Origin of the sequence: Pseudomonas benzopyrenica (assembly GCF_036884265.1) — a bacterium.
Classification (GTDB): domain Bacteria; phylum Pseudomonadota; class Gammaproteobacteria; order Pseudomonadales; family Pseudomonadaceae; genus Chryseomonas; species Chryseomonas benzopyrenica.
Genome location: NZ_CP145723.1, coordinates 4,613,003 through 4,627,772, shown reverse-complemented (window position 1 = coordinate 4,627,772; position 14,770 = coordinate 4,613,003). Strand labels below are relative to the sequence as shown.

Below are 14,770 nucleotides of genomic sequence, written 5' to 3'. Positions count from 1 at the left end.
CCATCAGGATGGACGGCTGGGCGCGCCAGGCGTTCCTGCCGTCCGGTGGCTCAGGCCAGGGCTTTCCAGGGCGTCAGGCCATGGACCAGGCGCGCCTGTTCGGCCACCCCGGCGAGATCGCCATGGGCGCTCAGCGGCGCCAGCTTGCCCAGTTCGCCATACAGGCGGTCGGCTTCGGGCAGGTCCAGGGCGCCCCGCGCCAGGTGCAGCCAGACCTGCATCCGCTCCAGACGGGGCAACTGCTGCTGGATCAACTCGGGTTCGGTGATGGCGCGCAGCAGCGGCAGTTCGGCCGCCTCCTGGGCCAGCAGGCGCGGCAGCCATTGGCCCAGGGGCGTCACACCCTGGCGCTCGCCGCGGCCGGTACGCCCCTGGATCCAGGCGCGCTCATGCAGCCAGCGCGCCGCACGCAGGGAGAACAGGCCCCAGCGTGGCTGTTCCAGTTCGGCGGCAAAGCGTTGCGGCGCCTGGCGGCGGGCCTCTTCGTCGTCCTGGCCGATGGCGGCCAGCGGGCGCCAGTCGGCGAGCAGGTCATCGAGGGCCTGGCGCAGCTCGCGGCTGGTGGCACGCGGCGCGGCCTGGCCGAGACTGCCGAGCAAGGCGCGCAGATCGATCAGCTGGTGCACCCAGTCCACCAGCAGGCGCCAGTGGCCATTCCAGCGATACTGTTCGGCCAGGCGCTGACTGCCGGCCAGCAGGTGCCAGCCCAGGCGCGCGACGGCTTCGTCCAGCGGCGTCTCGGCGTCCAGTTCCGGCGCGGACAGATAGAGGGTGTAGCTGGCCGCATCGTGCAGGCGATAGCCGCGCTCGGCCTTGCTGATGTCGCACGGCATCAACGGGAATTCGGCCGCCAGTTGCTCGGCCAGCTCCAGCAACGCCGCCGGTTCGCCCTGGCGCAATTCCAGCTCGACCTCGGCGATGGCCTCGCGCTGCTCGCCCACGCGCACCTCGCCCTGGTCCAGGGCCACCTCGATCACGGTACGGGTCTTGCCCCGGCCCCAGGCGATTTCCGCGGCGTCGCGGACGAAATCGGTATCGAACACCGGCTGCAGGCGGCGCAGGTCGAGGTCGGCCAGCTCCGCCGGCCAGCAGCTGTCGTCGAACAGCGCGGTGTCCAGGGTGGCATCGGCCAGCGGCCACTCCCACTCGTTGCGCTCGGACAGCCCGGCCAGGCTCTGGCCACGGCTCTTGAGCGTCTGGATGAAGCGCTCGCCATCACGCCGCACGCGCAGGGCGACCTTGGCATGGGCCAGGTCGCGGGTATCGGTGTCGTAATAGCAATTGGAGAGTTCGTGGCGCTGCCAGCCTTCCTTGCAGCGCTTTTTCAGCAGCGGATGAGCGCGCAGGGCGTCGAGGGTGGCCGCACTGGCGCGCAGCTTGATTTCGGTTTCTTTGGCCATTGGAAGATCCTGGCGCCGGAAGAGAACGGTCCGGCTCCGTGCCGAGCGCGTCGTGATGACGGACGGCGAGAACGTGGTCGCTAGTTTAGCCGGTCCGCGTCGCCAAGGCCCATGAAGGTTTCATCGCACGGCGGATGGCGCCATGATGGAGCCGTGACCAGGAGACCCCGCATGACCCTGCCCGCGCTGAAAGCTCTGTTCTCAACCCTCATCGCCGAAAGCTCGGTGAGCTGCACCCAGCCGGCGCTGGACCAGTCCAACGCCGGCGTCATCGCTCGCCTGAGCGACTGGTTCGGCGCCCTGGGCTTCGCCTGCGCGACCCAGGAGGTGGCGCCGGGCAAGTTCAACCTGATCGCCACCCTGGGCAGCGGGCCGGGTGGTCTGGTGCTGGCCGGCCATACCGATACCGTGCCCTATGACGAGGCGCTCTGGCAGGCCGATCCCCTGCGTCTGCGCGAAGCCGACGATCGCTGGTACGGCCTGGGCAGTTGCGACATGAAGGGCTTCTTCGCGCTGATCCTCGAAGCGGTGCGCGAACTGGATCCGCGCCAGTTGCGCCAGCCGCTGATCGTGCTCGCCACCTGCGACGAGGAATCCTCCATGGACGGCGCCCGGGTGCTGGCCGAGGCCGGCCGCCCGCTGGGCCGCGCCGCTGTGATCGGCGAGCCGACCGGGCTGCGGCCGATCCGCCTGCACAAGGGCATCCTCATGGAGCGCATCGACATCCTCGGGCAGAGCGGCCATTCCTCCGATCCGAGTCTGGGCCACAGCGCCCTGGAGGCCATGCAGGCGGTGATGGGCGAGCTGCTCGACCTGCGCGCCCAGTGGCAGCGCGAATACCGCAATCCGCTGTTCCTGGTGCCCCAGCCGACCCTCAACCTGGGCTGCATCCATGGCGGCGACAACCCCAATCGCATCTGCGGCCAGTGCGCCCTGGAATTCGACCTGCGCCCGCTGCCGGGCATGCAGCCCGAAGTCCTGCGCCAGGCCATCCGCGGACGCCTGCTGCCCGTCGCCGAGCGCTTCGGGGTACGCATCGACTACCAGCCACTGTTTCCCGCCGTGCCGCCCTTCGAGCAGCCGGCCGACGCCGAGCTGGTGCGCCTGGCCGAGCGCCTCACCGGCCACGCCGCCGACGCCGTGGCCTTCGCCACCGAGGCGCCCTATCTGCAGGCGATCGCCCAGGAGGTGCTGGTCCTCGGCCCCGGCGACATCGGCTGCGCGCACCAGCCCGAGGAGCACCTGGCGCTGGCGCGGATCGCACCTACCGTCAAGCTGCTGCAGCAACTGATCGGCCACTACTGCCTGGAGCAGGCGGCGGTCGCCCGATGAACAGATCCGCGCGCTTGGCGTGACTTTTTGTAAACTCCAGGCGGTCTACTGACCCTGCCCATCCGCTCCCTGTCGAGGAACCTCCGTGCTGCGACGACGCTGAACGCCCTGCCTGCCCTCGTTCACCCTCACGCCTATCCACCAAGGGTCTTCGTCTCGATGCACGACTACGTCAACTGGCTCCGTCACGCCTCGCCCTATATCAATGCCCACCGCGACGCCACCTTCGTCGTCATGCTGCCCGGTGACGGCGTCGCCCACCCCAACTTCGGCAACATCGTCCACGACCTGGTGCTGCTGCACAGCCTGGGCGTGCGCCTGGTGCTGGTGCATGGATCGCGTCCGCAGATCGAATCGCGCCTGGCCGCCCGTGGCATCGAGCCGCGCTTCTACAACGACCTGCGCATCACCGACGGCCCGACCCTGGAAGCGGTGATCGATGCCGTCGGCAGCCTGCGCAGCGCCATCGAGGCGCGGCTGTCCATGGACATGGCCGCCTCGCCCATGCAGGGCTCGCGGCTGAGGGTCGCCAGTGGCAACCTGGTCACCGCGCGCCCGGTGGGGGTGCAGGACGGCGTCGACTTCCACCATACCGGCGAAGTCCGCCGCATCGACCGCCGCGGCATCGGCCGGCTGCTCGACGAGCGCACCATCGTGCTGCTCTCGCCGCTGGGCTATTCCCCCACCGGCGAGACCTTCAACCTGGCCTGCGAAGACGTCGCCATGCGCGCCGCCATCGACCTGGGCGCCGACAAGCTGGTGCTCTACGGTGCCGAACCGGGCCTGCTGGACGAACACGGCGCCCTGATCCGCGAGATCGGCCCGCAGCAGATCCCCACCCATCTGGCGCGCCTGGGCAGCTCCTACCAGGCCGAGTTGCTCGACGCCGCCGCCCAGGCCACCCGTGGCGGTGTTCGCCGCTGCCACATCGTCGGCTACGCCGAGGACGGCGCCCTGCTCACCGAACTCTTCACCCGCGCCGGCAGCGGCACCCTGGTGGCCCAGGAACCCTTCGAGACCCTGCGCGAAGCGACCATCGCCGACGTCGGCGGCCTGATGGAGCTGATTCGCCCGCTGGAAGAGCAGGGCATCCTGGTGCGCCGCTCCCGCGAGGTGCTGGAGCGCGAGATCGAGCAATTCAGCATCGTCGAACGCGAAGGCCTGATCATCGCCTGCGCGGCGCTCTATCCCATCGCCGACTCGGCGGCGGGCGAGCTGGCTTGCCTCGCGGTCAATCCCGACTACCGCCACGGCGGCCGCGGCGACGCCCTGCTGGCACGCATCGAACAACGAGCCCGCGAGCGCGGCCTCGGCACCCTGTTCGTGCTCACCACCAAGACCGCCCACTGGTTCCGCGAGCGCGGCTTCGAACCCAGCGGCGTGGAACGTCTGCCCGCGGCGCGGGCGTCGCTGTACAACTTCCAGCGCAACTCGAAGATCTTCGAGAAGGGCTTGTAAGGGCGCGCTCGTAGGTTGGGCTGAGACGGCTGCATCGTCGAAGCCCAACGCTACCAAGCTCCTCATCATCGCGGCCATGGGCCGTGATAGCGCCAGCCCCAATCGAAACCGCTCCAAGGTGGAGCTGGCCCTTCCTGCATCGATACCGGAAGGCGCCCTCATCAACCATCGATTCGTCCGCTGGCGTTTGGAGACGTAGCGTAGCGAAGTAACAGCCGCAGGCTGGCCCGAAGGGCGAGCAACGCGAGTCACCCGGAGCGCAGCGTAGGGCCGGATGGCCGGGGCAAGCGTTTTTGCTTACTTTTGTCCGGGGCGCGCAGCCGCGACTGAAAAAAGTGAGTCGCCCGAGGGGGCGAAACAAGAGCCATCAGCAAAGCACAACAATCAGCTAGGGCACCAATAAGCTCTTCGGCACTTGGCACCACAACGTTGGGCTTCGACGATGAAGCCGTCTCAACCCAACCTACCTGCCTACACCCCAATCGTCGCCAGAATGCTCGCCTGATAAGCCGCCACGAAGGTGTCGAAATCCCCCTGGGGCGCCGCCTCGATCTCCGCCTGCTCGTCCAGCGACTGGCGCGCCATCTGGGCATAGCAGGCCTGCTCGCCTTCGCTCAGCGGATGACTGGCGAAATAGGCCGCATGAGCCTCGCTCTGGCGTAGGCCGAAGTCGGCAAAGCTCTCGCCGCGCTCGCGCAGCTCCTGCAGCACCCGCGCCGAGGGCGTGAGACGGACGTCGGCGACCTTCTGCCGCTGTGCCGCCACCGCCTGCCGGTGGGCGTCACCGCCCAGGCTGGCGTCCAGGGTCTCGGCGCAGCGTTCGATCTGGTCGAGCATCTCCGCCGCCCAGTCGATCATGGTCACCGAGGCGCCATGGCGCTGCAGACGCAGACCGGGCTTGCGGCCTTCACGCACCACGCTGGCGAAGTTGTCGGTGCATTCGCTGCACTCGCCGTTGAGCGGCGGGCTGCCTTCCAGGGCGCAATAGAGCAGGAAGGCGTCGAGGAAGAGGGCGGTGGTGGTATCGATGCCCAGCGGCAGGAAGGGATCGATGTCCAGGCAGCGCACCTCGATGTACTGCACGCCGCGCGCCATCAGCGCCTGCACCGGCCGCTCGCCGCTGCGGGTGACGCGCTTCGGGCGGATGGTGGCGTAGTACTCGTTCTCGATCTGCAGGATGTTGGTGTTGAGCTGCACCCACTCGCCGTTCTGATGCGTGCCGATTTCCGCATAGGGCGGGTAGGGCGTGCCCACCGCGCGTCTCAGGCTCTCGGTGTAGGTGGTCAGGTCGTTGTAATCCGGCGTCAGGCTGGCCTGGGCGTTGCTCTGGTAGCCCAGGTCGCTCATGCGCAGGCTGGTGGCATGGGGCAGGTACAGGGTCCGCTCATCGAGGGTCTGCAGCTGGTGCGGCCGGCCGCGCAGGAACCCCACGTCCAGTGCTGGCGAGGCGCCGAACAGGTACATCAGCAACCAGCTGTAGCGGCGGAAGTTGCGGATCAGGGCGATGTATCGTGCTGACTGATAGTCGCGGGCGTCGCGGGCGTCACCTTCCTGCTGGCGCAGGCGCTCCCAGGCCGCTTCCGGCAACGAGAAGTTGTAGTGGATGCCGGCGATGCACTGCATGGTGCGGCTGTAGCGAAGGGCCAGACCACGCCGATAGACGTGCTTGAGCCGGCCGATGTTGGAGCTGCCGTAGTCGGCGATGGGGATCTCGTCCTCGGCCGGCAGCGCGCAGGGCATGGAGCCGCTCCAGAGGCGCTCGCCATCGAGTTCGGCGACCGCGGCGCGATGCACCCGATCCAGGGCGGCCAGCACCTCGGGGGTGCGGGTACCGGTGGGGGTGATGAATTCCAGCAGGGCTTCGGAGTAGTCCGTGGTGATCTGCGGATGGGTCAGGGCCGAGCCCAGCGCCTGGGGATGGGGGCGCCGGGACAGCTGGCCACGGGCGTCCACCCGCAGGGTCTCGCGCTCGATACCGTGCAGGCATTCGGCCAGAAGGGTGGGATCAGCGCCGAGCAGGGCCAGGCGGCGGGACAGGATATCGCTCAAGTTGACTTCCTTTGGCGGTACTCGCCCCGGGCAGGGTAGAAGAAACCGACTGAAATGAGGGTTGCCGGCCAGGGCCGACGCGGGGGCAGCAGTCACTGCTGCGGTCCGGGTTCAAGCCTCAGACCGCAACCCGCTCAGTTGTCTCCCAGCGTAGCTCAGGCGGCGGCAAAGGGCGATATGCGCCGCTTCGCTGCCGCCCGGGCTGGCCGGTCACAGACAGGCGAAGGTCGCCTGGGCCAGGGCGATCAGCTTGTCGCCTTGATGCACCTGGGCTTCCAGCACATGGGTCTTGCGACCCGGGTGGATCACCCGGGCGCGACAGACCAGTTCGCCTTCGCTGACGCCACGCACGTAGTTGACCTTGCACTCCAGGGTCACGCTGCCGGGCTGGCCGTCGAACAGGCTGTGGCTGGCCTGGCCCAGGGCGGTGTCGATCAGCGAGAAGATGGCCCCGCCGTGCAGCTTGCCATGCAGGTTGATGAGCCTGTCCTGCACGCTCATGCGCACCTCGGACTCGCCGGCCTCGGCTTTGTAGATGGTCATGCCCAGCAGGGTGCTGAAGGCGCTGTCCTTGCCTACGGGAGAACCGCTCATGCCTATTTCCTCAGTTGCTTGGCGTTGGCAAACAGCGACGCCATGGCATTGTTGGCCGGCGTGGCCTGGGTCTGACGCGGGGCGCTCTTGTCGGCGCGGGGCTTGCCGCCGTTGCCGCGAGCCTGGCCGCCGGGCTTGCCGTCGACCTTCTCGCCGGGGGTGTCGCCCATGCGCATGGACAGCCCCACGCGATTGCGCGGCACGTCCACCTCCATCACCTTGACCTTGACGATGTCGCCCGCCTTGACCACCTCGTAGGGGTCCTTGACGAACTTCTCCGACAGGGCGCTGATGTGCACCAGGCCATCCTGGTGCACGCCGATGTCGACGAAGGCACCGAAGTTGGTGACGTTGGTGATGACGCCCTCCAGCACCATGCCCGGCTTGAGGTCGGAAAGTTTCTCCACGCCGTCCTGGAACACCGCGGTCTTGAACTCTGGACGTGGATCGCGACCCGGCTTGTCCAGTTCCTGGAGGATGTCGGTCACCGTCGGCAGGCCAAAGCTCTCGTCGGTGAATTTCTTCGGATCCAGGCGCTTGAGAAAGGCCGAGTCGCCGATCAGCGAGCGGATGTCGCGGCCGGTGTCGGCGGCGATGCGCTGCACCAGCGGATAGGTCTCCGGGTGCACCGCCGAGGCGTCCAGCGGATTGGCGCCGCTCATGACGCGCAGGAAGCCGGCGGCCTGCTCGAAGGTCTTCTCGCCCAGCCGCGGCACCTTCTTCAGCGCCTCGCGGGTGGCGAAGGCGCCGTTGGCGTCGCGGAATTGCACGATGTTCTGCGCCAGGGTGGCGTTGAGGCCGGAAATCCGCGCCAGCAGGGCGGCGGAGGCGGTATTCACGTCCACGCCCACGGCATTCACGCAGTCTTCCACCACGGCGTCCAGGCTGCGCGCCAGCTTGAGCTGGGAGACATCGTGCTGGTACTGGCCGACGCCGATGGACTTGGGCTCGATCTTCACCAGCTCGGCCAGCGGATCCTGCAGGCGGCGGGCGATGGACACGGCGCCACGCAGGGAGACGTCCAGCTCGGGGAATTCCCGGGCGGCCAGTTCCGAGGCGGAGTACACCGAGGCGCCGGCTTCGCTGACCATCACCTTGGTCAGGCCCAGGCCCGGGTACTTGCTGATCAGCTCGCCGGCCAGCTTGTCGCTCTCGCGGCTGGCGGTGCCGTTGCCGATGGCGATCAGGTCCACGCCGTGCTTGGTGCAGAGCACGCCGAGGGTGGCCAGGGTCTGGTCCCACTGATTGCGCGGCGCGTGGGGATAGACGGTGTCGGTGGCCAGCAGCTTGCCGGTGGCGTCCACCACGGCGACCTTGCACCCGGTGCGCAGACCCGGGTCCAGCGCCAGGGTGGTGCGCGGACCGGCCGGCGCGGCCAGCAGCAGGTCGTGCAGATTGCGGGCGAAGACCGCGATGGCCTCTTCCTCGGCCTTTTCGCGCAGCTCGCCGAGCAGATCGGTTTCCAGGGAGGTGTAGAGTTTGACCTTCCAGGTCCAGCGCACCACCTCGGCCAGCCACCTGTCCGCAGCGCGGCCTTCGTTCTTCAGGCCGAAATGCGCGGCGATCAGCCCTTCGCAGGGATGGGCGATGCCCGGGCCTTCTTCGCCGAGCTTGAGCGCGGCGCTGAGGATGCCCTCGTTGCGCCCGCGGAAGATCGCCAGGGCCCGATGCGAGGGCACCGCCTTGAAGGGCTCGTCATGCTCGAAGTAGTCGCTGAATTTGGCGCCTTCGGTCTCCTTGCCGGGCACCAGGCGCGCGCTGAGGATGGCGTCCTGCTGCAGGACGCCGCGCAGCCGCGCCAGCAGGTCGGCGTCTTCGGCGAAGCGCTCCATGAGGATGTACTTGGCGCCTTCCAGGGCGGCCTTGACGTCCGCCACGCCCTTGTCCGCGTCGACATAGGCGGCCGCCTCGGACTCGGGATTCAGGGTCGGATCGCCCAACAGCGCTTCGGCCAGCGGGCCGAGGCCGGCCTCCAGGGCGATCTGGCCCTTGGTGCGGCGCTTCTGCTTGTAGGGCAGATAGAGGTCCTCCAGCCGCGTCTTGGTATCGGCCAGATTGATCTCGCGCGCCAGTTCGGCGGTCAGCTTGCCCTGTTCCTCGATGCTGGCCAGCACCGCACCGCGGCGTTCTTCCAGCTCGCGCAGATAGCGCAGTCGCTCTTCGAGATGACGCAGCTGGGTGTCGTCCAGGCTGCCGGTGACTTCCTTGCGGTAACGGGCGATGAAGGGCACGGTCGACCCTTCGTCGAGCAGCGCCACGGCGGCGGCGACCTGTTGCGGGCGGGCGCCGAGCTCCTCGGCGATACGGCTATTGATATCCATCGGGCTACCTGGCTGGCACAAGAAAAAGCGGGCCGCAGTATACCCGAGCCCACCGGGCCGCCGCTTCCTGCGCCACCACCACCGCCCGCGGTGGGGCAAAATCTGCTAACAATGGCCCAACGCCGCGGTCGGATGGCCTACGGCATAATCCAGTGCTAGATCACAAGGAGATATTATGAGCACCCCTGCTGCCCCAGAAGGTGAAAAGATCCTGGTCGTCGATGACGACGCCCGGCTGCGCCGCCTCTTGGAGCGTTTTCTAGCCGAACAGGGTTATCGCGTACGCACCGTCGAGAGCGCCGAACAGATGGACCGCCTGTTGGCGCGGGAAGTCTTCAATCTGGTCGTTCTCGATCTGATGATGCCTGGCGAAGACGGCCTGTCCGCCTGCGGTCGGCTGCGTGAGAGCGGCAATCGCATTCCCATCATCATGCTGACCGCCAAGGGCGACGAAGGCAGCCGCATCCAGGGCCTCGACCAGGGTGCCGACGACTATCTGGCCAAGCCCTTCAACCCGCTGGAGCTGGTGGCCCGCATCAAGGCCGTGCTGCGTCGCCAGGCCCCGGTGGTACCTGGCGCCCCCGCCGGGACCGACGAGGTGGTGACCTTTGGCGACTACGCCCTGCACCTGGCCACCCGCGAACTCAAGCGTGGCGAAGAGACCCACATGCTCACCACCGGCGAATTCGCCGTGCTCAAGGCGCTGGTCGATCACGCCCGCGAGCCACTGACCCGCGACAAGCTGATGAATCTGGCCCGCGGTCGCGAATGGGATGCATTGGAGCGCTCCATCGACGTCCAGATTTCGCGCCTGCGCCGGATGATCGAGCCCGATCCGTCCAAGCCGCGCTATATCCAGACCGTCTGGGGCGTGGGTTACGTCTTCGTACCGGACGGCGCCGGCAAGTAGGGCAGGTAGCCGGGGCATCGCGCCCCGGCTAGGGGGTGGCTCAGGCGAACAAGCCTTGATGCACGCCCACCAGCAGAAAGATCCCCAGCAGCGCGCGATAGATGATGAAGGGCCAGGTCGAGAAACGTTCCAGAAAGCGCATCAGGCCCCAGATCGCGGCAAAGGCCGACAGACTCGCCACCAGCAATCCCACCAGCAGCAGCGACCAGGCTTCGGCCGGGATGTGCGCGTGCCAGAGCACCACCAGCTCCTTGAGTCCCGCCAGGGCGATGGCCGGCAGGCCTAGCAGGAAGGAGAAGCGCGCGGCTTCCTCGCGACGCAGATTGAGGAACATGGCGGCGGTCAAGGTCGAGCCCGAGCGGGACACGCCCGGAATCAGCGCGCCGACCTGGGCGATCCCCACGATCAGGGCATCGCGCAGGCGCATCTGCGAGATGTCTCTGTTATGCCGGCAGAGCCGCTCCGCCAGGGCCAGCAGGGCGGCCATGGCCAGACAGGCATAGCCGATGACGCTCAGGCCCCGCAGCGGCGAGTCGCAGGCGTTGAGCAGGGGCGCCAGCAAGAGTCCGGCGATGCAGATGGGAATGGTCGCCAGCACGATCATCACTGCCAGCAGGAAGTCCGGGCTGTCGAAGTCGCGCTGGCGCACCGCGGCGAGGCTGCCCCGGGTCACACCGCTGACATCGCGCCAGAAGTAGCTGATCACCGCGGCCAGGGCCGCCATCTGCATGGCGGCGGAAAAGGCCGAACCGGGATCGCGCCAGCCGAGCAGCGCGGGGACCACCCGCATGTGCGCCGTGGACGAAATGGGAAGCAGCTCGGTGATACCCTGCACCACGCCGAGAAAGGCGATCTGCGCATAGCTGAGCGAGGCGAAGCCGATGTCCAGGCCGGTCTGGCAGATGTCGGACACGAGAGAACTCCAGGTCGAAGGGAAAAAATGGACGAGCAAATGTATCCGAATGTTTCCATGTCGGGTTGCCTATCTGAACCCTGCAACCCTAGAGGTTGTGATGGCTTTCGCGCCGTTTTGCGCGGAAATCCTGGTCGATGAAGGCGCCTAGCTGGTTTCCCCAGAGTTTCTTCGCCCGCTCGCTGTGGATGGTCCTGCTCGCGGTGCTGTTTTCCAAGGCGCTGACCCTGGTCTATCTGCTGCTCAACGAGGACGTCCTGGTCGATCGCCAGTACAGCCATGGCGCGGCCCTGACGCTCAGGGCCTACTGGGCCACCCCGGAAGCCGAGCGGCCGCGCATCGCCCAGGCCGCCGGCCTGCGCTACGAGTCGCCCGAGACCGTACCGGCCGGGGAGTACCACTGGCCCTACAGCGAGATCTTCGAGCGCCAGATGAAACAGGAGCTGGGCGAGGAGACCGAGGTGCGGGTGCGGGTCCAGCACGGGCCAGCGCTCTGGGTGCTGGCGCCCACCCTTGGGCCGGACTGGATCAAGATCCCGCTGATGGCCCACCCCCTGCGCGGTCAGCACATCTGGAGCGTACTCGGCTGGTTCCTGGCCATCGGCCTGCTGTCCGTCGGCGCCGCCTGGGTCTTCGTGCGGCAGCTCAACCAGCCCTTGCGTCGCCTGGTGAATGCCGCGCGCGAGCTGGGCAAGGGGCGTAGCGTACGGCTGCCGGAAACCGATGCCCCCAGCGAGATCCAGGACGTCTACCACGCCTTCAACCAGATGGCCGAAGACGTCGAGCAGGCCGGTCGCGAGCGCGAGCTGATGCTGGCCGGCGTCTCCCATGACCTGCGCACGCCCCTGACCCGCCTGCGGCTGGCGGTGGAGCTGATGCCGCCGGCCGAGCGCGAAGAGGCGGAGGACATGATCCGCGACATCGAGGACATGAACGCCATCCTCGACCAGTTCCTCGCCTTCGTCCGTGACGGTCGCGACGAACCTCAGGAACTCACCAACCTCAACGAGTTGGCCCGCCAGGTGGTGGCGCCCTACAACCAGCACACGGAGCGGGTGCGGCTGATGCTGGATGTCCTGCCGCCGCTGCCGGTGCGACGCATCTCCTTCAAGCGGCTGTTGACCAACCTGGTGGAAAACGCCCTGCGCCATGGCGGCGGTGGCGGTATCGAGGTGGTCGGGCAGGTCGCGGGATCGGCCACGGCGCCCTATGTCGCCCTGAGCGTCATGGATCGTGGTCCCGGCATCGATCCCAAGGACCTGCAGGACATCTTCAATCCCTTCACCCGAGGCAATCGCGCCCGCACCGTCAGCGGTTCCGGGCTGGGCCTGGCCATCGTCAAGCGCATCGCCGCGCAGCACGGCGGCAGCGCCGAGCTGCGCAATCGCGAAGGCGGCGGCGTGGAAGCCCGGGTGCTATTGCCCCTGGGCCTGCTGCTCCCCCGCAGCGCCAGCTGATCTCTCGGCCATGGCGGAGCTACTACACCTGAGCCTGTAGGGGCAACTGTCTTATCGCGGCCATGGGCCGCTCCTACGATTACGCCGGAGGCTGTAGGAGCGGCCCATGGCCGCGATAACGCGAACGCCCAAACCACCCCTGGAGCAAATGCCTCAACCCTTGCCCTTGGTCCGCGTCAGCCCCGGCTCCGCGTTCTTCTCCAGGTACTCGATGATGATCCCGGCCACGTCCTTGCCGGTGGTCTGCTCGATGCCTTCCAGGCCGGGCGAGGAATTGACCTCCATCACCAGCGGGCCGTGATTGGATCTAAGGATATCCACCCCGGCCACGCTCAAGCCCATGGCCCGGGCCGCACGCAGGGCGGTCATGCGTTCCTCTGGGGTGATCTTGATCAGGCTGGCGGTACCGCCGCGATGCAGATTGGAGCGGAATTCCCCGGGCGCGGCCTGGCGTTTCATCGCGGCGATCACCTTGTCGCCGACCACGAAGCAGCGAATGTCCGCGCCGCCCGCCTCGCGGATGTATTCCTGCACCATGATGTTCTGCTTGAGCCCCATGAAGGCCTCGATCACCGATTCGGCTGCCTTCTCGGTCTCGCACAGCACCACCCCGATGCCCTGGGTGCCTTCCAGCACCTTGATCACCAGCGGCGCGCCATTGACCATCCGGATCAGGTCCGGCACGTCGTCCGGAGAATGGGCGAAGCCCGTCACCGGCAGACCGATGCCCTTGCGCGAGAGCAGCTGCAGGGAGCGCAACTTGTCGCGCGAACGGCTGATGGCCACGCTCTCGTTGAGCGGAAAGACCCCTTGCATCTCGAACTGGCGCAGCACCGCGCAGCCATAGAAGGTCACCGAGGCACCGATGCGCGGGATGACTGCGTCGAAGCCTTCCAACGGTTTGCCGCGGTAATGGATCTGTGGCTTGTGGCTGGCGATGTTCATGTACGCGCGCAGGGTGTCGACCACGACCACCTCATGGCCGCGGCTGACGCCGGCTTCGACCAGGCGCCGGGTGGAGTACAGATTGGGGTTACGCGAGAGAACGGCGATTTTCATGGGGCACCGGAGGCCGGAGTAAGGGACAACTGGGGTTTGTCTTGCGCATAGGAGACGGCCGGATTCACCAGCAGGCCACCATCGATCAAGGCCTTGGAGCCGAGCAGCATGCGATAGCGCATGCTCTTGCGACAGGCTAGTGTGAATTCCACCGGCCACTGGCATTCGCCCAGGGCCAGCAGGGTACGGATGACGTAGCGGGTCTGGGCGATGCCGTTGGAACTGCGGATGGTCTTTTTCGCCACCAGCGGCGCTTCGCAATGGCGATGCCGGGATTGGACCAGGGTGCCCAGGTGCACGGTGAATCTCACCCAGCGTTCCTTGCCGCGCATGAAGGGCTGGACTTCCGTCGCATGCAGGGCCGAGGTGCTGGCGCCGGTATCTATCTTGGCTCTCAGGCCCACCACGCCCAGTTCGGGCAAGGTCACCCACTCACTCAGGCCGATAATGACCGGTTCGGCGGAATTGCTCATCGCTGCTCCTTGAAATCAGTGGCCTCCGCCTAAATGTTGCGGATCGACGAGCTGCTTGAAGGCTGGTTTGGCGAACAGATACCCCTGCATCAGCTCGATCCCGAGGTCGCGCAGGCAATCGCGTTCGGCCACGGTCTCCACGCCCTCGGCGATTACCTGGGTGCCCAGTTCGCGGCACATGACGATCAGGTTGCGCACGATGGTCCGCCGCACCTGGTCCCGGTCGATGTCGCGGATGAGCGCCATGTCGAGCTTGACCAGGTCGGGTTGGAATTCGGCCAGCAGCGTCAGGCCGGAATGACCGGCACCGAAGTCGTCGATGGCGGTCTTGAAGCCGAATTGCTGATACTCGCGCAGGATGTGCGTCAGGTGGTTGCTGGCCACGTGCTCGGTTTCCACCGTCTCGAAGATCAGCCGCTCCAGGGGAAAGCCGTGCTCACGCGCGGCGGCCAGGGTGCTGCGGATGCACAGCTCCGGACGATAGACGGCGTTGGGCAGGAAGTTGATCGACAGACTCTCCTGCAGGCCCAGGGTCGCCGCGGCGGCGATCGCCTTGGTGCGGCAGAGCTGGTCGAAACGATAGCGGTTACTGTCGGTCACCTGATTGAGCACCGACAGCGCGCCTTCGCCGCCCGGTCCGCGTACCAGCGCTTCTCGAGCGAAGACCGCGCCTTTGCCCAGGTCCACGATGGGCTGATAGGCGAAGTCGAAGTCGAAGCCCAGGGGTTCCGACTGCTGGCAACCCGCGCAGCGGGTCTGGCCGGTCAGGTCGGAAGGAAAGAATGTGGTCATGGCTCTCCAGAG

General features: G+C 67.2%; 12 protein-coding genes. 4 read left to right on the top strand and 8 right to left on the bottom strand.

The genetic code is table 11. The features are described 5' to 3' along the window. Positions 1–50: 50 nt before the first annotated feature. Positions 51–1,400 carry an inorganic triphosphatase gene (locus V6W80_RS21935; RefSeq protein ID WP_093256940.1) on the bottom strand — a complete coding sequence of 450 codons (1,350 nt, stop codon included), beginning with the start codon at positions 1,398–1,400 and terminating at the stop codon, positions 51–53. 171 nt (positions 1,401–1,571) lie between these two features. Between V6W80_RS21935 and argE the strand changes: the two genes are divergently transcribed. Continuing rightward, positions 1,572–2,732, top strand: coding sequence for an acetylornithine deacetylase (gene argE / locus V6W80_RS21930; protein ID WP_093256946.1), 1,161 nt, complete (start codon positions 1,572–1,574; stop codon positions 2,730–2,732). Positions 2,733–2,891: 159 nt separating this feature from the next. Further along, positions 2,892–4,190 (top strand): amino-acid N-acetyltransferase, encoded by a 1,299-nt coding sequence (gene argA, locus V6W80_RS21925; RefSeq protein ID WP_133860543.1) that lies wholly within the window; start codon positions 2,892–2,894, stop codon positions 4,188–4,190. A 471-nt stretch (positions 4,191–4,661) separates the two neighbouring features. Here argA and gshA read toward each other — a convergent pair whose 3' ends face one another. From gshA to V6W80_RS21910, 3 genes are all read right to left on the bottom strand, one after another. Next, a complete protein-coding gene (gene gshA / locus V6W80_RS21920) occupies positions 4,662–6,239 on the bottom strand; it encodes a glutamate--cysteine ligase (protein WP_338545369.1) in 1,578 nt (525 codons plus the stop codon). 210 nt (positions 6,240–6,449) lie between these two features. Continuing rightward, positions 6,450–6,833, bottom strand: a complete 384-nt coding sequence (locus V6W80_RS21915) for a PaaI family thioesterase (protein WP_338545368.1) — start codon at positions 6,831–6,833, stop codon at positions 6,450–6,452. A gap of 2 nt (positions 6,834–6,835) precedes the next feature. Then, positions 6,836–9,154, bottom strand: a complete 2,319-nt coding sequence (locus V6W80_RS21910) for a Tex family protein (RefSeq protein WP_093256949.1) — start codon at positions 9,152–9,154, stop codon at positions 6,836–6,838. A 175-nt stretch (positions 9,155–9,329) separates the two neighbouring features. On the opposite strand from V6W80_RS21910, the gene ompR reads away from it, so the two are divergent. Next, positions 9,330–10,064 carry an osmolarity response regulator transcription factor OmpR gene (gene ompR, locus V6W80_RS21905; protein ID WP_007161260.1) on the top strand — a complete coding sequence of 245 codons (735 nt, stop codon included), beginning with the start codon at positions 9,330–9,332 and terminating at the stop codon, positions 10,062–10,064. A gap of 40 nt (positions 10,065–10,104) precedes the next feature. On the opposite strand, the gene V6W80_RS21900 is transcribed toward ompR, so the two are convergent. Then, positions 10,105–10,977 carry an undecaprenyl-diphosphate phosphatase gene (locus V6W80_RS21900; RefSeq protein ID WP_064308151.1) on the bottom strand — a complete coding sequence of 291 codons (873 nt, stop codon included), beginning with the start codon at positions 10,975–10,977 and terminating at the stop codon, positions 10,105–10,107. 137 nt (positions 10,978–11,114) lie between these two features. On the opposite strand from V6W80_RS21900, the gene V6W80_RS21895 reads away from it, so the two are divergent. Beyond that, on the top strand, positions 11,115–12,434 hold the full coding sequence (locus V6W80_RS21895; RefSeq protein ID WP_017639500.1) for an ATP-binding protein: 1,320 nt from the start codon (positions 11,115–11,117) through the stop codon (positions 12,432–12,434). A gap of 153 nt (positions 12,435–12,587) precedes the next feature. Here the strand turns inward: V6W80_RS21895 and rimK are convergent, their stop codons facing one another. From rimK to V6W80_RS21880, 3 genes are all read right to left on the bottom strand, one after another. Beyond that, positions 12,588–13,493: a 30S ribosomal protein S6--L-glutamate ligase gene (gene rimK, locus V6W80_RS21890; protein WP_017639501.1), complete on the bottom strand. Its 906-nt coding sequence runs from the start codon at positions 13,491–13,493 to the stop codon at positions 12,588–12,590. Next, entirely contained in the window at positions 13,490–13,900 is a 411-nt protein-coding gene (locus V6W80_RS21885; RefSeq protein ID WP_231356116.1) for an ATP-dependent zinc protease family protein, read from the bottom strand. The genes rimK and V6W80_RS21885 overlap by 4 nt, the downstream gene beginning before the upstream one ends. Positions 13,901–13,981: 81 nt before the next feature. Further along, complete coding sequence (locus V6W80_RS21880; RefSeq protein ID WP_338545367.1) at positions 13,982–14,758, bottom strand: EAL domain-containing protein; 777 nt, start codon at positions 14,756–14,758, stop codon at positions 13,982–13,984. Between the last annotated feature and the right edge of the window lie 12 nt (positions 14,759–14,770).

Coding starts and splice junctions, on each gene's coding strand:
- V6W80_RS21935 (WP_093256940.1), bottom strand. CDS start 1,400: ATGGCCAAAGAAACCGAAATCAAGCTGCGCGCCAGTGCGGCCACCCTC.
- argE (WP_093256946.1), top strand. CDS start 1,572: ATGACCCTGCCCGCGCTGAAAGCTCTGTTCTCAACCCTCATCGCCGAA.
- argA (WP_133860543.1), top strand. CDS start 2,892: ATGCACGACTACGTCAACTGGCTCCGTCACGCCTCGCCCTATATCAAT.
- V6W80_RS21915 (WP_338545368.1), bottom strand. CDS start 6,833: ATGAGCGGTTCTCCCGTAGGCAAGGACAGCGCCTTCAGCACCCTGCTG.
- V6W80_RS21910 (WP_093256949.1), bottom strand. CDS start 9,154: ATGGATATCAATAGCCGTATCGCCGAGGAGCTCGGCGCCCGCCCGCAA.
- ompR (WP_007161260.1), top strand. CDS start 9,330: ATGAGCACCCCTGCTGCCCCAGAAGGTGAAAAGATCCTGGTCGTCGAT.
- V6W80_RS21895 (WP_017639500.1), top strand. CDS start 11,115: ATGAAGGCGCCTAGCTGGTTTCCCCAGAGTTTCTTCGCCCGCTCGCTG.
- rimK (WP_017639501.1), bottom strand. CDS start 13,493: ATGAAAATCGCCGTTCTCTCGCGTAACCCCAATCTGTACTCCACCCGG.
- V6W80_RS21880 (WP_338545367.1), bottom strand. CDS start 14,758: ATGACCACATTCTTTCCTTCCGACCTGACCGGCCAGACCCGCTGCGCG.